The sequence below is a fragment of the Pseudoduganella violacea genome (assembly GCF_014191875.1).
GTDB classification, from domain to species: domain Bacteria; phylum Pseudomonadota; class Gammaproteobacteria; order Burkholderiales; family Burkholderiaceae_D; genus Rugamonas; species Rugamonas violacea_A.
In genome coordinates, this window is the sequence record NZ_JACHXD010000006.1 from 116,175 (window position 1) to 134,548 (window position 18,374).

At 64.0% G+C, this 18,374-nt stretch carries 17 protein-coding genes; 11 read left to right on the forward strand and 6 right to left on the reverse strand.

Annotated features, from left to right (window positions below):
* The first annotated feature begins 72 nt into the window (after positions 1-72).
* Complete coding sequence (locus FHS03_RS12540) at positions 73-1,731, forward strand: type IV pilus assembly protein FimV (protein ID WP_183441311.1); 1,659 nt, start codon at positions 73-75, stop codon at positions 1,729-1,731.
* 364 nt (positions 1,732-2,095) lie between these two features.
* Entirely contained in the window at positions 2,096-3,319 is a 1,224-nt protein-coding gene (locus FHS03_RS12545; protein WP_183441312.1) for an aspartate aminotransferase type Ic, read from the forward strand.
* A gap of 181 nt (positions 3,320-3,500) precedes the next feature.
* Here FHS03_RS12545 and FHS03_RS12550 read toward each other — a convergent pair whose 3' ends face one another.
* Positions 3,501-3,767, reverse strand: coding sequence for a flagellar protein FliT (locus tag FHS03_RS12550; protein WP_176348614.1), 267 nt, complete (start codon positions 3,765-3,767; stop codon positions 3,501-3,503).
* A 173-nt stretch (positions 3,768-3,940) separates the two neighbouring features.
* A complete protein-coding gene (locus FHS03_RS12555) occupies positions 3,941-4,768 on the reverse strand; it encodes an HDOD domain-containing protein (protein WP_183441313.1) in 828 nt (275 codons plus the stop codon).
* A gap of 241 nt (positions 4,769-5,009) precedes the next feature.
* On the opposite strand from FHS03_RS12555, the gene FHS03_RS12560 reads away from it, so the two are divergent.
* From FHS03_RS12560 to FHS03_RS12570, 3 genes are all read left to right on the forward strand, one after another.
* Positions 5,010-7,067, forward strand: coding sequence for a M13 family metallopeptidase (locus FHS03_RS12560; protein WP_183441314.1), 2,058 nt, complete (start codon positions 5,010-5,012; stop codon positions 7,065-7,067).
* Positions 7,068-7,076: 9 nt separating this feature from the next.
* Entirely contained in the window at positions 7,077-7,694 is a 618-nt protein-coding gene (locus FHS03_RS12565; RefSeq protein WP_183441315.1) for a class I SAM-dependent methyltransferase, read from the forward strand.
* 102 nt (positions 7,695-7,796) lie between these two features.
* Positions 7,797-8,003 carry a CsbD family protein gene (locus FHS03_RS12570; protein ID WP_183441316.1) on the forward strand — a complete coding sequence of 69 codons (207 nt, stop codon included), beginning with the start codon at positions 7,797-7,799 and terminating at the stop codon, positions 8,001-8,003.
* A gap of 79 nt (positions 8,004-8,082) precedes the next feature.
* Here FHS03_RS12570 and FHS03_RS12575 read toward each other — a convergent pair whose 3' ends face one another.
* The gene (locus FHS03_RS12575) at positions 8,083-10,296 is read right to left on the reverse strand and encodes a S9 family peptidase (RefSeq protein ID WP_183441317.1); all 2,214 of its coding nucleotides are present in this window, start codon (positions 10,294-10,296) and stop codon (positions 8,083-8,085) included.
* 254 nt (positions 10,297-10,550) lie between these two features.
* Positions 10,551-11,936, reverse strand: coding sequence for an MATE family efflux transporter (locus FHS03_RS12580; protein ID WP_183441318.1), 1,386 nt, complete (start codon positions 11,934-11,936; stop codon positions 10,551-10,553).
* 174 nt (positions 11,937-12,110) lie between these two features.
* Between FHS03_RS12580 and FHS03_RS12585 the strand changes: the two genes are divergently transcribed.
* The 3 genes from FHS03_RS12585 to FHS03_RS12595 are packed head-to-tail and all read left to right on the forward strand — an operon-like array spanning position 12,111 to position 14,101.
* The gene (locus tag FHS03_RS12585) at positions 12,111-12,791 is read left to right on the forward strand and encodes a beta/gamma-crystallin (protein ID WP_183441319.1); all 681 of its coding nucleotides are present in this window, start codon (positions 12,111-12,113) and stop codon (positions 12,789-12,791) included.
* Positions 12,792-12,847: 56 nt separating this feature from the next.
* Positions 12,848-13,783, forward strand: coding sequence for a DnaJ C-terminal domain-containing protein (locus tag FHS03_RS12590; protein WP_183441320.1), 936 nt, complete (start codon positions 12,848-12,850; stop codon positions 13,781-13,783).
* A gap of 3 nt (positions 13,784-13,786) precedes the next feature.
* Entirely contained in the window at positions 13,787-14,101 is a 315-nt protein-coding gene (locus FHS03_RS12595; RefSeq protein WP_183441321.1) for a MerR family transcriptional regulator, read from the forward strand.
* Between the two features lie 43 nt (positions 14,102-14,144).
* On the opposite strand, the gene FHS03_RS12600 is transcribed toward FHS03_RS12595, so the two are convergent.
* Positions 14,145-14,438, reverse strand: a complete 294-nt coding sequence (locus FHS03_RS12600; RefSeq protein WP_183441322.1) for a hypothetical protein — start codon at positions 14,436-14,438, stop codon at positions 14,145-14,147.
* Positions 14,439-14,557: 119 nt separating this feature from the next.
* Complete coding sequence (locus tag FHS03_RS12605) at positions 14,558-15,475, reverse strand: LysR family transcriptional regulator (RefSeq protein ID WP_183441323.1); 918 nt, start codon at positions 15,473-15,475, stop codon at positions 14,558-14,560.
* A gap of 101 nt (positions 15,476-15,576) precedes the next feature.
* Here FHS03_RS12605 and FHS03_RS12610 point away from each other — a divergent pair, with 101 nt between their 5' ends.
* From FHS03_RS12610 to pncB, 3 genes are all read left to right on the forward strand, one after another.
* Positions 15,577-16,191 (forward strand): FMN-dependent NADH-azoreductase, encoded by a 615-nt coding sequence (locus tag FHS03_RS12610; protein ID WP_183441324.1) that lies wholly within the window; start codon positions 15,577-15,579, stop codon positions 16,189-16,191.
* Between the two features lie 90 nt (positions 16,192-16,281).
* Positions 16,282-17,142 (forward strand): cysteine hydrolase family protein, encoded by an 861-nt coding sequence (locus tag FHS03_RS12615; protein WP_183441325.1) that lies wholly within the window; start codon positions 16,282-16,284, stop codon positions 17,140-17,142.
* Between the two features lie 37 nt (positions 17,143-17,179).
* Complete coding sequence (gene pncB, locus FHS03_RS12620) at positions 17,180-18,370, forward strand: nicotinate phosphoribosyltransferase (protein ID WP_183441326.1); 1,191 nt, start codon at positions 17,180-17,182, stop codon at positions 18,368-18,370.
* The last annotated feature ends 4 nt before the right edge of the window (positions 18,371-18,374 follow it).

An 18,374-nucleotide genomic window follows, 5' to 3' on the forward strand; every position in this document is an offset into this window, starting at 1 on the left:
AATCTGCCGGACGGCCTTCAAATTTGCAATTTTCGGCCGTTATAGAGTTACTCAATAGAAATTTGCCAAGCGATGATGCAGCTTTTACCCCGTTCTTCCCTCCGCCGCCGTTGGCGCGCGCTGCTGTGCGCCGCCGCGTGGCTGCCGGCCGCGGCCGGCGCTGTGGAGTTGGGGGAGGTGGTGGTGCATTCCCATATCGGCCAGCAATTGTCGGCCGATATTGAACTGGTCGATCTGACGGCGGACGAGCTGGCCGACTTGCAGGCGCGGCTGGCGCGGCCCGATGTGTTCAAGGGCGCCAGCATCAGCATGAATCCGGCGCTGTCCGGCTTGAATATCGCCGTCGTCAAACGCGACAAGCGGCGCGTGCTGCACCTGACCACACAGCGTCCCATCGACAGCGATTTGCTGCACATCTTCTTCGAATTCACTGGCGGCGGACGGCAGACCGTGCGCACCGCGAGCTTGTGGCTGACGCCCGATCCGGCACCGGTGCGCAGTGCCGCCGGCCCGGCCGATGGCGGCGATGGGCGGCCGGCATTGGCGGGGAATGCTGTGATGGCCGAGCTGGGGAAGCGCTCCGGTCCGCCGGAAACGTCCGCCGCCAAGCCGCCTGTCGCCAAAGCTCCGGCCGTCACGCCGCAGGCTGGCGCGCAACAAGCCGTCGTGTCGGTGACGCCGGTGAGCGCAGCGGCCAAATTGAGCAGCACGCCGCCGAACAGCGCGCCGCCGAATGCTGGGACGGCGTCCGCAGCTGGCGCTGCTGTTACGCCCAGCGATGCCGAGCTGTCGGCCGCCCTGGCGCGCGCGACGGCCAGACGGGCGGCGCATGCCATGCCGGCGTCCGCGTCGGCAGCTGTGCCGGTGCCCGGGAAGGGCAAAGACGCTGCGGCATCTGCGCTGGCCGTGCCGGCCAGCGTGGCCGCCATTAAGCGCGGCAAGACGGGAGGAGGGCAGTCGTGCTCGCCGGCCCAGCTCGATCAGCATCTCAAACAATGCGTGGCGTTGGATGCGCAGAACAGCGCGATCAGCAGCAAGCTCAATGATCTGGAAGGTAAGCTGAAGGTGTTGCAGACCGCCTTGGCTCCCGCCGCGCCGGCCGCGCATGGCGCGTCTACGGTCAAGGCTGCGGATGGCGTATCCGGCGCCAGTGCGGCGCAGGGCGCATCGACATCCGCTGGCGCGGCGAAAGGGGAGCATGCCGCCTCTGCTGCCGCGAAAGCTGATCATGCGCCTTCGGCAAAAACGGAGCCGGCCAGTTCGGCTGCGCAGGCAGCATCGGCGGCCAAAGCTGAGCACGATGCGCCGGCGACAGGAGAGCACGCGGCTTCGGCTGAGCATGCGGCCGCTGCAAAGTCTGAGCATGCTGCATCGGCATCGGCATCGGCATCGGCATCGGCTTCCGCCTCTGCTGCGGCCTCTGCTCCAGCCTCAGCGGCGGCGAAGGCTGCCAAGCCAGCCGCGCCGCCGGCGAAGCCGAAGCAAATGACCCGTTCGCGCCTGATGACAATGATCGCAGGCGGTGCCATTGCGCTGCTGGCCGTGATCGCCACGCTTGTCCACTTCGTGCGCAAACGGCGCGCCAGGATGTCGTCCGGTCCACTGAAAATTTGGCAGTCCTGGCGCAAGAAAAAACCGGAAGAGGCGGCGGTGGCCAAGGCTGAACCCAAGCCCGAGGAGCTGCCGCCCGAACCCGTGTTGACCGACATCGTGGAGCACGGCACAGCCTAGCTTCCTGCAAGTAATAGTCCTTAATGCCTAGTCCTATTTAGTGCTCGACACAAAAAAATAATCTGCGATATACTGGCTTCGTGGTCACTTAGCACCACAGCGAAAAACGGTTCAGGTTCTGGCGCAGTCACCAACGATAGCGTGGCGCGGCAAGCAGATAAGGTTGAGGAAACCACCTGTTCTGGAAGCGGTTCGCGATGCCTACTGTGGCGCGTGAACGCCGGATGCAACCGGCAGCTGGGCGACGCCAGGAGATACCTGGCGCTCGCTCTCCCCACCCCCTTCCCTGATTCCCAGTACAATGTCTTGCCCGGAATGTCATTCAGGGCGCCCGCGCGCCTGCGCTTTATCCTTGAAAGAGCTTATGACTTCCACGCAATCGCTGTACGACGCCTTCAAAGAACGCAAACTCAAACTCGATATGTCGCGCGGCAAACCCGCCCCGGAGCAGCTGGACCTGTCCAACGAGCTGATGGCGCCGCTCGACACCTACCTGGCCGCCGATGGCACCGACACCCGCAACTATGGCGGCGGCGTCGGCCTGCCCGAAGCGCGCGCCCTGTTCGCCGAGCTGCTGGCCGTGCCTGCCGCGCAAGTCGTGGTCGACAGCAGTGCCAGCCTGTCGCTGATGCACGACGTGATCGTCTACCACCTGCTGAACGGCGCGCCCGACCACGCGCCTTGGCTGGAGCAGGGCCAGGTCAGCTTCTTGTGCCCCGTGCCCGGCTACGACCGTCACTTCTCGATCTGCGAAAAACGCGGCATCAAGATGATCAACATCCCGATGGGCGACGACGGTCCCGATATGGACCTGGTGGAAAAACTGGTGGCCGCCGATGCGCGCATCAAAGGCATGTGGTGCGTGCCGAAGTACAGCAACCCCGGCGGCGCCGTCTACGCCGACAGCGTGGTGCGCCGTCTGGCCGCGATGAAAACCGCCGCCCCAGACTTCCGTCTGCTGTGGGATGACGCCTACCGCTTCCACCACCTCGGTGAAGAACGCATCGCCATTCCCGAAATCCTCGACGAGTGCGCCAAGGCCGGCCACCCCGACCGCGCCTTCGTGTTCGCCTCGACCTCCAAGGTCACCTGGGCCGGGTCTGGCATGGCCGCGCTGGCCTCATCCCCCGCCAATATCGCCTGGTGGACCGCCAATGCCGGCGTCCGCAGCATCGGCCCGGACAAGGTCAACCAGCTGCGCCACGTGCGCTTCCTGAAAAACGCCGACAACGTCGCCGCCCTGATGGAGCGCCACCGCCAGCTGCTCAAGCCCAAATTCGACGCCGTGCTCGACCAGTTCGGTAAATTGCTGGGCGACGTCGAAGGCGTGAGCTGGACCGTGCCGCAAGGCGGCTACTTCATCGACCTCGTCACCCCCGAAGGCCAGGCCCGCCGCACCGTCAGCTTGGCCAAGGAAGCCGGCATCACCCTGACCCCGGCCGGCGCCGCCTTCCCCTACGGCCGCGACCCGCTCGACCGCCACATCCGCATCGCCCCCAGCTTCCCCTCGCTGGCCGAGATCGGCGTCGCCGCCGAAGGCATTGCCTTGTCCCTGCGCCTCGCCATCGAAGAATCCCAAGACCTTTGATAATTCTCAAAGAATGTCCCACCCTGGTGTCAGGCACCAAGGTCGGACATTTGCTGATTTAGATCAAAGAATGTCCGACCTTGGTGCCTGACACCAGGGTGGGACATTGTTTGATTTGGCGCAAAGGGGAATGAAAAAAGCGCCCAGTGGGCGCTTGCTTCGGCGGGATGGCGGACGGGGATTAGCCGTTGAGCTGGGCCATCCAGGGTTCGGTGACGTCGCGGATGGCGCGGTCGTTGGCGAGGATTTGCTTGAGCAGCTCGATTTTGCGCTGGCGGGCGGCGCCGGCCAGGGCGGGTACGCCGCTCATGGTGGCGACCGAGGCGGCGGCACATTGGTTTTCCAGGCGGTCCAAACCGTTCCAGTCGCTCGCTTGCGCGGCAACGACCATTTTATTGGTCAGTCCGGCAATATTTTCGTACATCGAGAGGACTTCGCTGGAGGTCATATCGGGCCCTGAAAAGTGTAAATGGAGTACCGCTTGTCTGGGTTAACGTCGGCCTCGGCGGGAACTTTAGGGATTTTGGAAAATATTTTTAAGTATTTTTCTGACCTTGCAAAAAGAGAAAGCCGCTGCGGCCCCAACACAGGGCGGCAGCGGCCGGCAGGCAGCGCGGTGGGTTAGCGGATCAGCTCGTCCAGGCCGGCGCTCAACTCGTCAGGACTTGGCATTTCGTCAATCAGCGCATTCTCGGGCAAGCCCAGGGCGGCCGCGATCTCGGTCGGATAGCAGGCGGTGATTTCGTCAGGGCTGAGCTTGCTTTCCTCGATGCGGGCGCGCCAGGCGGCCAGATGGATCACGGCGGCCAGCTTGTTGGGCGGCGTGCGTTCCAGCGGATTGGGGAAGGCGGCGATGGTGTCGGCGAAGCTTTCCGGGAATTTCCAGCGGCGCGCCAGTTCGGCGCCGACGTCGGCGAAGCCGTAGCCGAAGGACGCTTGTTCGGCATCCAGGCGGCGCGAGTCGAGCGGGCCAGCCACTTTGTCCATCTGCATGGCCTGCTCCGGCATGGCGGCGTGCATCACCAGTTGGCCGATGGCGTGCATCATGCCGATGGTGAAGGCGAGGTCGGAATTCTCGCGCGTCTTCTTGGCGATCCATTTGGCGGCTACGGCGGTGTGCAGGCTATAGCGCCAGAATTGTTTCAGGTCCAGTCCGGGCACGGTCTTGAAGCCGCTCACCAGGCCCGAGCTGATGACCAGGGTGCGCACCGTGACAAAACCCAGCATCAGCACCGCGTCTTCCACCGTGCCGATGCTGCGCGACACGTGGTAGTAGGCGGAATTGGCCAGGCGCAGCAGCTTGGCGCTGAGCACCGGGTCGGCCGACAGCTTCTTGGCGATGTCCTCGGTCGAGACGCTGGCCTTGTCGAAACTGCTGATCAGCTCATCGACCACCTTGGGCGCCGTGGGCAACGCTGTGGGGTTCTGGAATAGGGCCTCAAGTTTCATATGTCTCTCCTGATTATTTGTGCGTTGCTGTAAGTGAACTATATAGGGATTCTCCGACGCGCAGAAGTGTTTTGTTAAGAGGGACGTGGCATTGCCGCACTGCATTCCGCGATTTCCGCACTTGGTCGGCCGTAGCTGCAGTTTGTCGCATGGTCCTCGCTGGAAAACGCCGGCTTGCCTACAGTCGATCCTGGCGCATTGTGCCAATAATTTGACCACGCAAATAAGAGGGGACCAATTTATGCAAGCTTTTATCCGGGCGTTGCCGCTGAAAACCGCCCTGGCCGTCGCTTTGTGCGGCGCCAACCTGAGCTTCGTTCCAGCCATCGCTGCCCAGGCTGCGCCGCCTGCGGCCGCATCGGCCAGCGTTGCCGCCGCCGTCCTGCCGGGCGACGATTTCTTCGGCTATGCCAATGCCGACTGGCTGGCCGCCACCGACATCCCCGCCGACCGCAGCAGCTGGGGCGCGGGCGCCGCCCTGGCCACGCAGACCAATGAACGCATCGTCAAGCTGATCGAAGCGTCGGCCAAGGCCGCGCCCGGTTCCGAGGCGCGCAAGGTGGCCGACTTCTACCGCACGTATATGGACGAGGCCGGAATCGAGGCGCGCGGCGCCGCCCCGCTGCACGCGGAACTGAAAAAGATCGCCGCCATCAAGGACCGCGCGGCCCTGGCGCGCGCCCTGGGCGCCAGCTTGCGCGCCGACGTCGATCCCCTGAACAACACCAACTTCTTCACCGAAAACCTGTTCGGCCTGTGGATCGCGCAGGGCTTGACCGACCCCGAACACAATATCCCGTATCTGCTGCAAGGTGGCCTGGGCCTGCCCGACCGCGCTTTCTACCTGGAAGACAATGAGCGCATGGCCAAGCTGCGCACGGCCTACCAGGCGCATATCGCCGCCATGCTGAAGCTGGCCGGCTACTCCGACCCGGAAGCGCGCGCCGCCCGCGTGTTCGAGCTGGAGCGCAAGATCGCCCAGTCCCACGCCAGCCGCACCGATTCTGCCGACATCCAGAAAGCCAATAATGTGTGGAGCGACAAGGACTTTGCCGCCAAGGCGCCCGGCATGGACTGGAAAGCCTTCTTCCGCAGCGCCGGCCTGGCGCGCCAGCAGAAATTCATCGTCTACCATCCGACCGCCATCACCGGCGCCGCCGCCCTGGTGCAGGATATGGCGGTCGATACCTGGAAGGACTTCCTCGCCTTCCACACCGTCAACCACTTCAGCGGCTACCTGCCCAAGGTCTTCGGCGACCAGCGCTTCGACTTTTATGGCCGTACCCTGAGCGGCACGCCGCAGCAGCAGGTACGCTGGAAGCGCGCCCTGATCGCGACCAACACCGCCATGGACGATGCCGTCGGCAAGCTGTACGTGGCCCAGGACTTCCCGCCCGCCGCCAAAGTGCGCGTGCAGGACATGGTGAAGAACATCGTGGCCGCCTTCCACCAGCGCATCGACAAGCTGGACTGGATGGCGCCCGCCACCAAGAAGGAAGCCCAGGCCAAGCTGGCCAGCCTGTACGTGGGCGTCGGCTATCCCGACAAATGGAAGTCGTATAAAGGCCTGGAGATCAAGGCCGGCGACGCCTTCGGCAACGCGCTGCGCGCCGAAAGCTTCCGCTACAAGCAGCAACTGGCCAAGCTGGGCCAGAAGATCGACCGCACCGAGTGGACCATGCCGCCGCAACTGGTGAACGCCGTCAACCTGCCGATGCAGAACGCGCTCAACTTCCCGGCCGCTATCCTGCAAGCGCCGTACTTCGACCAGCACGCCAGCGACGCCATGAACTACGGCGGCATTGGCGCCATCATCGGCCACGAAATCAGCCACAGCTTCGACGACCAGGGCGCCCAGTTCGACGCCGCCGGCCGTCTGCGCGACTGGTGGACCAAGGAGGATGGCGAACACTTCCGCCAAGCCTCGTCCGCCCTGGTGGCGCAGTACTCGGCGTATGAAGCCTTCCCCGACCTCAAGCTCGACGGCCAGCTCACGCTGAGCGAAAACCTGGCCGACCTGGCCGGTCTGGCTGCCGCCTACGATGCCTACCGCGTTTCGCTGGCCGGCAAGCCGGTCACGCCGGACGCCGACCGCCAGTTCTTCCTCGGCTATGCGCAAAGCTGGCGCGACAAGGAACGTGACGCCGCCCTGCGCAACCAGATCGCCACCGACGGCCATGCGCCCGCCAAATGGCGCACCTACACCGTGCGCAATCTGGACCCGTGGTACCAGGCCTTCGACGTGCAGCCCGGGCAGAAACTGTACCTGGCGCCGCAGCAGCGCGTGCGCGTCTGGTAAAGTAGGTGGATGGACAAGCGCATCGAACAGATCACCCGCCTCACGCTGGAACACTATGAACGCAACGCCCGCCAATTCCTGGAGGGTACGCGCGACCATGATGTGAGCCAGAATATCGCGGCCCTGCTCGATGCGCTCGAAGGCGCGCCGCCGTTCCGCATTCTCGACCTCGGATGCGGGCCGGGGCGCGATCTGCGCGCCTTCAAGGCGCTGGGCCACGAGCCGACCGGCATCGACGGTTCGGCGCAGTTTGTGGAGATGGCGCGCGAATGGAGCGGCTGCCCCGTGTGGCAGCAGGATTTCGTCGCGCTCGACCTGCCCACCGCCTATTTCGACGGCGTGTATGCCAACGCTTCGCTCTTCCATGTCCCCAGCGCGGCCCTGCCCGACGTGCTGCTGAAGCTGCACGCCGCGCTCAAGCCGCGCGGCGTACTGTTCAGCTCCAACCCGCGCGGCCAGAACGAAGAAGGCTGGAACGGCCCGCGCTATGGCAGTTACTACGATTACGCGACGTGGGAACGCTATCTGCTTGCGGCCGGCTTTGCAGCGCTGCAGCATTACTACCGTCCAGCCGGTTTGCCGCGCGAGCAGCAGCCCTGGCTGGCCAGCGTCTGGCGCAAAGCTTGAGCTGACTTGTGTTCGTGAGCGAACAGAACAGAATGTTATGCATCCTTAAGATGGACTCCGGTCACACAATCCTGTGTACAACTTACTACAAAGGAGTGCATCATGAACAAGGACCAGATCAAAGGTACGGCCAAGGAAATCGGCGGCAAAATCCAGCAGGAAGCCGGTGAGCTGATCGGCAGCTCCAAGCAGCAGGCCAAAGGCATCAAGAACCAGATCGAAGGCAAGCTGCAAAAAGGCGTGGGCGACGCCCGCGAAGCCGTGGACGATGCGATCGATAACGTTGTCGACAAAGGCAATCGCCAATAAGCCTGGCGCATAAAAAAAGCCCGCCGGCTGGCGCTGGCGGGCGAGAATGGCGCCGAAGCGCCACGAGGTCTTTACACCATCAATTCGTTTCCGGCTTCAGGTTCTTCTTGAAGTAGGCGTCGATATAGCTGTACACGTGCAGCTGGCCGGCGCGCGAGGAAATGCCGTGCTTGGCGCCCGGGTAAGTCATCAGTTCGAACTGCACCTTGCGGTTCACCAGCGCATCGATCATCTTGGTCGTGTTGGTGAACAGGACGTTATCGTCGGCCATGCCGTGGATCAGCAGCAGATTCGATTTCAGGCCGTCGACGTGGGCGAACACCGTGCTTTGCTTGTAACCGTCGGCGTTATCCTTTGGACGGTCCATGAAGCGCTCGGTGTAGTGGGTGTCGTACAACTGCCAGTCCGTGACCGGTGCCACCGACACGCCCATGGCGATCTTGTCCGACGCTTGCGACAGCAGGCGCAGGGTCATGAAGCCGCCATAGCTCCAGCCGAACACGCCGATGCGCTTGGCGTCGACGAAGCTTTGCTTGCTCAGCCACTCGATGCCGGTCAGCTGGTCTTCCACTTCCACCTTGCCCAGATTGCGGTAGATGGCGTCGGTGAAGACGCGTTCGCGGCGCGAAGAACCGCGGTTATCCAGGCGGAAGACGACGAAGCCTTGCTGCGCCATATATTGGTCGAAGTTATTGCCCCATTTGCGCGCCACGTGCTGGGCGCCCGGGCCGCCGTAGGTCGACAGGTAGACCGGATAGCGCTTGGCCGCGTCGAACTTGTATGGCTTGACCAGCGAGTAGTGCAGGGTCTGGCCATCCTTGGCTTTCAAGCTGCCGTATTCGGTCGGCAGATGGTCCGACTTGTACTTGAAGTAGGGGTGGGACTCGTTCAGCTCATTGCGCTCCAGCCAGCCCACCATGCTGCCGTCCGGGCGGCGGATGCTGACGTTCGGCGGCGTGGCCGGATCGGAGAAGGTGTCGACGAACACTTCGCCATTGCGCGAGAAGTTCGCATCGTGCCAGCCGTCGGCCTGGGTCACGCGCTTCGGCTTGTCGGCGTTGCTGCCGTCCAGGTTCAATGCATACACCTGCTTGTCGATCACGGCATCCTTATTGGACGAAACGTAGACGCGGCCAGCTTTTTCATCCACGGCCAGCAGGCCGTCGATGCCCCAATCGCCCTTGCTGACCGGGTGCAGCAGCTTGCCGTCCAGGTCATGCAGGTAGAGGTGGCGGCGGCCGTCGCGTTCCGACACCCACAGGAAGGCATTGCGCTTGCCGAGGAAGCGCGGCTCGTCCAGCACGTTGACCCAGGTCTTGCTGGTTTCGGTGATCAGCACGCGCTGGGCCAGGGTGGCGGCATCGACCGACACCAGCTCCAGCTTCTTCTGGTCGCGCGTTTGGCGCTGGAACAGCAAGGCCTTGCTGTTGGCGCTCCAGTCGGCGCGCACCAGATAGATATCCTGCTCGCCACCCAGATCCACCTCGCGCCGCTCGCCCGATGCCGGCGAGACGATGAACAGCTGCACCGCCACGTTCGGATCGCCGGCGGCCGGGTAGCGCTGCTCGATCACGTCGGTGCGGTCGGCATAGATTTCGAAGCGGCGCGCCACTGGCACTTTCGACTCGTCATAGCGCTTGAAAGCGATAGCCGAATCGTCGGGCGCCCAGTAATAGCCGCTGACCTGGTGCATCTCTTCCTGCGCCACGAATTCGGCCTCGCCGTTGTGGATGGCGGCGGCGCCGTCGGTGGTCAGTTGGCGCTCCTTGCCGGTGCTCAGGTCGAGCACGAACAGGTTCTGGTCGCGCACGAAGGACACATAGCGGCCCTTCGGCGAGATTTGCGGATCGATCACGGCGCCGGTGGCGACCAGGCGCGCGCTATCGGGTTTGGCCAGTTCCACCAGATACAGGTTGCCGGCGATCGGCACCAGCAGCTGCTTGCCGTCTGGCGACCAGCTATAGCTGATGATGCCTTTCAGGCTGGCGGTACGCTCGCGTTCGCGGCGCGCCTTCTCGGCGTCGGACAGATTCTCCTGCGGCACCAGTACGCGCGAATCGACCAGCAGGCGGCTCGACTTATCCTTCAGATTGAATTCCCACAGATCGAGCTGGAACTGGTCATCGGCGCGGCCGCGCAGGAACGTCACGCGCGCGCCATCGGGCGACACCTTCATCTTGCGCATGCCGGGACCGGCCAGCGCCGGATCACCATGGATACGGTCCAAAGTAAGACGCTCAGCCGACGCCGAACCGATGGCCATCAAAGCCAGAAAACAGAGAGAGAAACGCATGGTGATCCCGGACAAGGTAAAAGCCCAAAACGATACCAGACTCAGCCATATCTGACGACCCGCCGCGATTCGGAATCCATCTCCCGAAACCGACTTTCCTTCGGCCAAACCGCCACCCCACGTTTGATCTCCCTCAACAAATGTCCTACCCTGGTGTCAGGCACCAGAGCAGGACATTGTTTGCGCTGGATCAAAGAATGTCCGACCGTGGTGCCTGACACCAGGGTGGGACATTGTTTGATTTGGCGCAAACGTCAGGCGGGGCGCAGGCGTTGCAGGGAGAGGCGGTTGAGGTACCAGCTGAGCAGCAGGGCGGCGACCGTCAGGCCGAGGACGAGGCCGATCCAGAAGCCAGCCGAGGCCATCGGCGCTGCGGGACTGAGCGGGAACCAGCTCGGGGCCAGGCCGAGAATGTAGCCGATCGGTAGGGCGAAGCCCCAGAAGGCCAGCAGCTGGATCTTCATCGGCGGGCGCGTGACCTTGTAGCCGCGGATGGCGCAGGAGGTGGCGACCTGGGTGGCGTCGGAGAGCTGGAAGATGGCGGCGAACAGCAGCAGGTGGGCGGTCAGTTCCTGCACGGCGGCGTCGCTGGTGTAGGCGCGCGCGATTTCGTGGCGGAACAGGGCGATCAGGGTGGCCGACAGCACGGCAAAGCCGAGCGACATGGCGACGCCGACCCAGGCCGTGAAGCGCGCGCGTTCCGGATTGCCTTCGCCTATGGCCTGGCCGACGCGGGTGATCAGGCCGATGCCGAAGCTGACCGGCACCATGAAGACCAGCGAGGAAAAGTTCAAGGCGATCTGGTTGGCCGATACTTCGTTGACGCCGAAGCGCGCCACCAGCAGGCTGACGGCGCCAAAGGCGCTGACTTCGGCGAAGTAGGTGACGCCGATCGGCAGGCCGAGGCGCAGCATGCTCTTGATTTCGGCCCAGCAGGGACCGTCCCATTCGTGGAAGGGGTAGGTGTTCTTATAGGCCGGGGCGATGCGCACCCAGACCAGCATGGCGCCCAGCATCAGCCACATGCACAGTGCGGTGGAGACGGCGCAGCCGATGCCGCCCATCTGCGGCAGGCCGAATTTGCCGAAGATGAGCATCCAGTTCATGACGATATTGAACAGCAGGCCGATGATGGCGATCACCATCACCGGCTTGGTCTGGTTGATGCTGGTGCTGTAGCCGTACAGGGTGCGGTAGGCCGCGAACGCGGGCATGCCGAAGCTGATGATGTGCACGAACAGCGAGGCGCGCGCCGCCACCGCCGCGTCCATATTCAGGTGGTCGAACAAGAGCGTGGCCAGATTGGCCAACAGCATGGCGATCAGGCCGATGCCGAGCGCCTTCCACAGCGATTGGCGCACCGAATGCGGGATCTTGCCGTAGGCGCCGGCGCCCACTTCATGCGCCACCACGCTATTGATGGCCATCATGGTGCCGCTGACCGAGACCAGGACCATGGACCAGATCGAGGCGCCCAGCGATACCGCCGCCAGCTCGGCGGCGCTGGCGTGGCCGGTCATGGCCACGTCCGCCACCGCCATGCCCACGGTGGCCAGCTGCCCGATCAGCACCGGCCAGGCCAGGCGCCAGAGGGAGGCGGCTTCAGCGCGAACATTCGGTAAAGTGAAGGTATGTGGCATGGATCGGCAGTCTTCGGAGCGGAAAAGAGATAGATTCTAACCAGAATCCAGTTTTTCCGTCCGACAGCGCTGCAGGGTAGGAATTTGTTACACAGTCGTGTAGTCTAACGGGTTGCGCTCAGCGTTGAACAAGCAGCAAGCCGCGCGCGCGGAGCACCCTACGGAGATTTTGATATGAAACGCATGTTTACCCTGGCCAGCCTGTTGGCCGCCACCCTGATCAGCCAAGCCGCCTCGGCCGGCGAAATGACCCTGTACGCGCGTGAGGGCTTCCGCGGTTCCGAAGTGACGGTGTACGAAACCACCTCCAACTTCCGCGACCTGGGCTTCAACGACCGCGCTTCCAGCCTGGTGGTGCATTCCGGCGCCTGGGAGTTATGCGAGCACCGCGATTTCGGCGGCTATTGCGCCGTGTTCGAGCGCGGCGAATATGCCGACCTGCGGCGTTTCAATAACAGCATTTCCTCGGCGCGCGAAGTACAGGTGCGCAACCGCGACCGCTGGGGCGGCGGTGGCGGCTGGAACGATAACCGCGGCCGCGATGACCGCGGCCATGACCACGACTGGCGCGGCCGCGACCGCGATCGTGATCGCGACCGCCAGCAATTGCCGCCGGTCGAACTGTATACCGACTCCCGCTTCGAAGGTCCGAGTGTGAGCGTGCGCAGCAATATGCGCAGCCTGGTGGACCTGAACTTCAACGACCGCGTCAGCTCCCTGATTATCAGCGAAGGCCAGTGGGAGCTGTGCGAGCATGCCGACTACCGTGGCGAATGCGTGGTCTACGGGCCGGGCCGCTATCCGAATGTGGGCGGCATGAACGACCGCTTCTCTTCGATCCGGCGCGTGCGCTAAGCCCTGCGCTTTGCGGTATTCTGTGCTCTGCAGGATTCGACCTGGAGAGCACTTCCGTGGAATACAAGGATTACTACGCTGCGCTGGGCGTGGCCAAGACGGCCAGCGATGACGAGATCAAGCAGGCTTACCGCAAGCTGGTGCGCAAATACCATCCGGACGTCAGCAAGGAGCCGAATGCGGATGCGAAAACCAAGGAGCTGAACGAAGCCTACGCCGTGCTGTCGGACGCGGAAAAGCGCGCGGCGTACGATGAGCTGGGCCATGCGCGCCAGCACGGCGGCTTCCAGTCGGGCGGCGGCTTCCGCCCACCGCCCGACTGGGGCGCCGATTTCGACACCAACGCCGGCAACGACCGCGATTTCTTCGCCGATCTGTTCGCCCATGTGGGCGCGCGCCGGCGCAGCATGCGCATGCGCGGCGAAGATAGCCAGGCCAGCATCAGCATCAGCCTGCGCGACGCCTATCAGGGCGCTACCCGCACCATCAATCTGCGCATCCCCGAACTTGACGAGCGCGCCCGCGTGGTCACGCGTGAGCGCACGCTCGACGTGCGCATTCCCGTCGGCGTCACCGCCGGCCAGCAGCTGCGCCTGAGCGGCCAGGGCCAGCCCGGCACCGGCGGCGCCGAGGCGGGCGACCTGTTCCTGGAAATCCAGTTCGAAAGCGATCCGCATTACCGCGTCGAAGGGCGCGATGTGTACGAGACCGTGCCGGTGGCGCCCTGGGAGGCGGCGCTGGGCGGCGAGATCGACGTGCCGACGCCGTCCGGCAAGGTCAAGGTGACGGTGCCGCCGCAGTCGAAGAGCGGGCGCAAGCTGCGCCTGAAAGGGCGCGGCATTCCCGCCTCTGGACCGAGCAATGCGGCGGGCGATCTGTACCTGCTGCTGGAAGTGGCGCTGCCGCCGGCCGACACGGAACGCGCGCGCGCCCTGTATCAACAAATGGCGCGCGAACTGGCTTTCAATCCGCGCGCCGCGCTGGGAGGCTAGGCCATGGCAAGCGATGCAGCCATGCGTGGCGTCTTGCTGGAAGAGGCGGCGCTGACGCTGGAAGAACTGGCGCGGGTGTGCGCCGTGCAGCCCGACTGGGTGCTGCAGCATGTGCGGGCCGGCGTGCTGTTGGCGGATGCCAGCCAGGCGCGGGAATGCTGGCGCTTTACCAGCGTCGACCTGGTGCGCGCGCGCCAGCTGCTGGAGGTGGAGCAGGTTTTCGATGCGAATGAAGATGTGGCGGCGCTGGTGGTGGACCTGAGCGAAGAAGTGCGCCGCCTGAAGGCCCGCCTGCGCGTGGCCGGCATCGCCAGCTGAGGGCGAGGCGCGGCCAGGGCTGCGGTGCGGATGGCCTTAGGCCTTAGCGCCGTTTATCGTCCGGACCGAGGTTGCCGCCACGGTGCGGGGCGATGAATTCATCGTTTTCGTCTTCGGCCTGCTCGCCTTGGCGGCTGCCCGGTTGGCGCTGGGATTGCTGGTTGGCGTATGAGTCGCCCGATTGCTGGTTGCGCCAATCGTCGCTTTGTTCCTTGCGCGCCTTGTCCGACTGCTGGCTGTCGCTGCGCGTGCCGCTTTTCTGCTGCCCCTGCTGGTTGACGGACTGGAACTGCTCCTGTTGCTGATCCTGCCGGCCGGGCTGGTTTGGCTTAGTCATGATCTGCGTCTCCTGTTGAAAGGTTGCGGCGGCGCTGAAGTAGCCGCCATAACCATGCTAGGACGTGAACAGCCGGGTGTGTGTAGGCGCACAGGCTGCGCCCTTGTAGGAGCCGGCGCTCAGAAAATTGGGTGGGGCAGGGTATGGTCGAGTTCAATGAATTGCTGGATCAGCCAGCGCGTGGCCGGCCCCGGCTCCTCATCCTTGCGGCGGATCACGAAGAGCGGATAGTGGAAAGTGCCGCCGTCCTGGATTTTCAGCTCGACCAGGCGGCCGTTTTCCAGGTCGTCGCGCACCACCGATTCCGGCATGCTGCCCCAGCCGATGCCGCCGCGCAGCAGCGCGTGCTTGGCGCCCAGGTCGCCCAGGCGCCAGTCGCGCAAACCGAGCACGCCGAAATCCTGGCCTTCGGTCAGCTTGCTGCGGTCGGTCAGCACCAGTTGCAGATGCTCGCGCGCGACGGCGTTGGGAATGCCGCCGTCCAGCCGTGCCAGCGGATGCAGCGGCGAACAGACCGGCAGCAGCGTGGCGTGGCCGGCCGCCTCGCGTTCCAGCGCATCGGGCGTGTTGACGGTGTAGCCGCTCAGGCCCACATTGGCGCGCCGCTCCAGCACCATCTGCGTGACCGCGCCCAGCGCCTCGGTGTGCAGGCGCATGGCGACCGTGGGGAAATGCTCCTGGAAGGCGTCGAGAATCCGCACCAGATGGCAGGTGGGGAACATCACATCGACCACCAGCGAGACTTCGGCTTCCATGCCGGAACCGAGGGCTTTGGCGCGGGCGCGCATCGAGTCGACCCGCATCAGCACCGCGCGCGCGTCCGACAGCAGGGCTTTGCCGGCCTCGGTCAAGGTCGGCTTGCGCTTGCTGCGGTCGAACAGGGCGATATTCAGCTGGTCTTCCAGATTGGCGACCGTGTAGCTGATCACCGATTGCGTGCGGTGCAGGGCGCGCGCCGCATGGGCGAAGCCGCCATGGTCGATCACGGCGGTAAACACGCGTAATTGTTCGAGGGAGGGCAGGCCGGGGTCGCGCATATATCAAGAAAATCGATGGATTTGATTCAGATAAAACTGGTTTTCTCGATACTAAACGCGAACTAAGATGAACGCAATCCCCACCCCATCAGGAGTTCATCGTGGCAAATGTACTGTATATCAATAGCAGCGTGCGTAGTTCCGGTTCCCTGTCGCGTCAGTTGTCGGCCGAGTTCATCGCCAAGTGGCGGGCGGCCAATCCGGGCGACACCATCGTCGAGCGCGACCTGGCGGCGCAACCCGTGCCCCATCTGAGCGAGGACATGATGGGCGCCTTTTTCACCGCGCCGGAGCAGCGCAATGCCGCGCAGGCGGCCGTGGTCAAAACTTCCGATGCGCTGGTGGCCGAACTGTTCGCCGCCGATGTGATCGTGATCGGCGCGCCGATGTACAACTTTTCGATTTCTTCCACGCTGAAAGCCTGGATCGACCATATCGCGCGCGCCGGCCTGACCTTCAAATACACCGAGAACGGCCCGCTGGGCCTGGTGCAGGGCAAGAAAGTGTATGTATTCACCGCCAGCGGCGGCGTGTACAGCGACGGCCCAGGCAGCGGCTTCGACTTCCTCAGCACCTATCTGCGCGCGGCGCTGGGCTTCCTCGGCATGAGCGACATCCGCTTTATCCAGGCCGAAGGCGTGGCCGGGGGCGAGCAGGCGGTGGCCGACACCGTGGCCAAGGGCCGCCAGACCATCGAGGCGCTGCTGGCCGCTTGATGGCTTGAGGCCGCGGCGGCGGCCGTTTTTTGGTGGATTCCGTGGCAGCCGGTATCATGCTGGATACCAAGCGCGCCACGGAGTCCCGCAATGAAACGCAAGCTGCACCTTCTCGTCATCGACCCGCAGAACGATTTCTGCGATCTGCCGGACAGTTATCGTCCCGAAAACCCGGCCACGCGCACCCCGCATGCGCCGGCTTTGCCGGTGCGCGGCGCGCACCAGGACATGTTGCGCCTGGCTGGCTTGATCAATCGCGGCCGCCATGGCCTGAGCGAAATCAGCGTCACCCTCGATTCCCACCACCGTTACGATATCGCCCATCCGACCTTCTGGTATGCGGCCGATGGCGCGGCCGTGGCGCCTTTCACCGAAATATCCAGCGCCGACGTGCGCGCCGCGCGCTTTCTGCCGCGCGACCGCGAAGCTTTGCCGCGCGCGCTGTCCTATCTGGAGCAGCTGGAAGCGCATGGCCGCTACCGCCTGATGGTCTGGCCCGTGCACTGCGAAATCGGCTCCTGGGGCCACAATGTGCACGAAGATGTGCGTGCCGCCTATAACCGCTGGGAAGACGCGGCGCTGGGCGTGGTGACCAAGATCGCCAAGGGTTCGAATCCGTGGACCGAGCACTATTCCGCCGTGATGGCCGAGGTGCCGGACGACGCCGATCCCGATACGCAGCTGAACCGCGGCCTGATCGCCAGCCTGGCCCAGGCCGACCGCGTGTATATCGCGGGCGAGGCGAGCAGCCACTGCGTCAAGGCCACCACCGAACATGTCACCGATCATATCGACCCCGCGCGCCTGGTGTTGATCACCGACTGCATGAGCCCTGTGGCCGGCTTCGAACAGCAGCAGCACGGCTTCCTGCAGGCGATGCAGGCGCGCGGCGCGCAGCTGGCGCAATCGGGCGATGTGCTGCAAGAGCTGCTGACCAACGCCGGCCGCTGAGAAGCCTCTGCACCATCCCTTACTGGAGAACTACCGCATGATCCCCGTCGTCCGCAGCCTGCTGGAAACCGACCTGTATAAATTCACCATGTGGCAGGCGCTGTTGCACAGCCAGCCGAATTCGCATACCGAATACGAATTCGTCTGCCGCAATACGCCGGTCTTCCCGCTGGCCCAGTTGAAGGAAGAAGTCGAGGAGCAGCTCGACCATCTGTGCGCGATGTCCTTCAGTGAGGACGAGCTGTCCTATCTGCGCTCGCTGCGCTATATGAAGAGCGACTTCGTCGACTTCCTCACAGTGTTCCGTTTCCAGCGCAAATTCATCACGGTCGAAACGGATGGCGAGCGCCTGGTGATCCACGCCGCCGGCCCGCAGGTGCACGTGATGGGCTTCGAAATCTTTGTGCTCTACATCGTCAACGAGCTGTACTTCCGCCGTTTCGATGAAGAGTCGGCGCTGGAAGAAGGCCGGGCGCGCCTGCACGACAAGCTGCGCGCGCTGAAGGAGTTCGGCAATCTGCCGGGACTGCGCCACCCGTTTGAATTTTCCGACTTCGGCCTGCGCCGCCGCTTCTCGGCCGCCTGGCACGATGAAGTGGTGCAAACGCTGGCAGCCGAAGCGCCGCGCTTCTTCAAGGGCACGTCAAACGTCTACCTGGCCAAGAAGTTCGGCCTGTTCCCGATCGGGACCATGGCGCATGAATACATCCAATCCTTCCAGGCTTTCGGCGTGCGCCTGCGCGATTTCCAGAAGGCGGCGCTGGAGGATTGGGTGCAGGAATACCGCGGCGATCTCGGTATCGCCCTGACCGACGTGGTGGGGATGGACGCCTTCCTCGACGACTTCGACCTCTACTTCGCCAAGCTGTTCGACGGCCTGCGCCACGACTCGGGCGACCCCGTGCTGTGGGGTGAAAAGGCCATCGCCCACTATGCCGCGCTACGCATCGATTCAAACACCAAGCGCCTGGTGTTCTCCGACGGCCTGGATTTCGACACCGCCTTCAGCCTGTACCGCCACTTCGCCAACCGCATCATGACCGGCTTCGGCATCGGCACCCACCTGACCAATGATGTGGGGCTGACGCCGCTGAATATCGTCATGAAGCTGATCCGCTGCAATGGGCAGTCGGTGGCCAAGCTGTCCGATTCGCCGGGCAAGACCCTGTGCAAGGACGAGACCTTCCTCGCCTACTTGCGGCAGGTGTTTCACCATACCGCTTCCTGAACGC

Bases quoted from the DNA above. Each gene is read 5' to 3' on its own strand.
- FHS03_RS12540 (WP_183441311.1), top strand. From the start codon at position 73: ATGATGCAGCTTTTACCCCGTTCTTCCCTCCGCCGCCGTTGGCGCGCG.
- FHS03_RS12545 (WP_183441312.1), top strand. From the start codon at position 2,096: ATGACTTCCACGCAATCGCTGTACGACGCCTTCAAAGAACGCAAACTC.
- FHS03_RS12550 (WP_176348614.1), bottom strand. From the start codon at position 3,767: ATGACCTCCAGCGAAGTCCTCTCGATGTACGAAAATATTGCCGGACTG.
- FHS03_RS12555 (WP_183441313.1), bottom strand. From the start codon at position 4,768: ATGAAACTTGAGGCCCTATTCCAGAACCCCACAGCGTTGCCCACGGCG.
- FHS03_RS12560 (WP_183441314.1), top strand. From the start codon at position 5,010: ATGCAAGCTTTTATCCGGGCGTTGCCGCTGAAAACCGCCCTGGCCGTC.
- FHS03_RS12565 (WP_183441315.1), top strand. From the start codon at position 7,077: ATGGACAAGCGCATCGAACAGATCACCCGCCTCACGCTGGAACACTAT.
- FHS03_RS12570 (WP_183441316.1), top strand. From the start codon at position 7,797: ATGAACAAGGACCAGATCAAAGGTACGGCCAAGGAAATCGGCGGCAAA.
- FHS03_RS12575 (WP_183441317.1), bottom strand. From the start codon at position 10,296: ATGCGTTTCTCTCTCTGTTTTCTGGCTTTGATGGCCATCGGTTCGGCG.
- FHS03_RS12580 (WP_183441318.1), bottom strand. From the start codon at position 11,936: ATGCCACATACCTTCACTTTACCGAATGTTCGCGCTGAAGCCGCCTCC.
- FHS03_RS12585 (WP_183441319.1), top strand. From the start codon at position 12,111: ATGAAACGCATGTTTACCCTGGCCAGCCTGTTGGCCGCCACCCTGATC.
- FHS03_RS12595 (WP_183441321.1), top strand. From the start codon at position 13,787: ATGGCAAGCGATGCAGCCATGCGTGGCGTCTTGCTGGAAGAGGCGGCG.
- FHS03_RS12600 (WP_183441322.1), bottom strand. From the start codon at position 14,438: ATGACTAAGCCAAACCAGCCCGGCCGGCAGGATCAGCAACAGGAGCAG.
- FHS03_RS12605 (WP_183441323.1), bottom strand. From the start codon at position 15,475: ATGCGCGACCCCGGCCTGCCCTCCCTCGAACAATTACGCGTGTTTACC.
- FHS03_RS12615 (WP_183441325.1), top strand. From the start codon at position 16,282: ATGAAACGCAAGCTGCACCTTCTCGTCATCGACCCGCAGAACGATTTC.
- pncB (WP_183441326.1), top strand. From the start codon at position 17,180: ATGATCCCCGTCGTCCGCAGCCTGCTGGAAACCGACCTGTATAAATTC.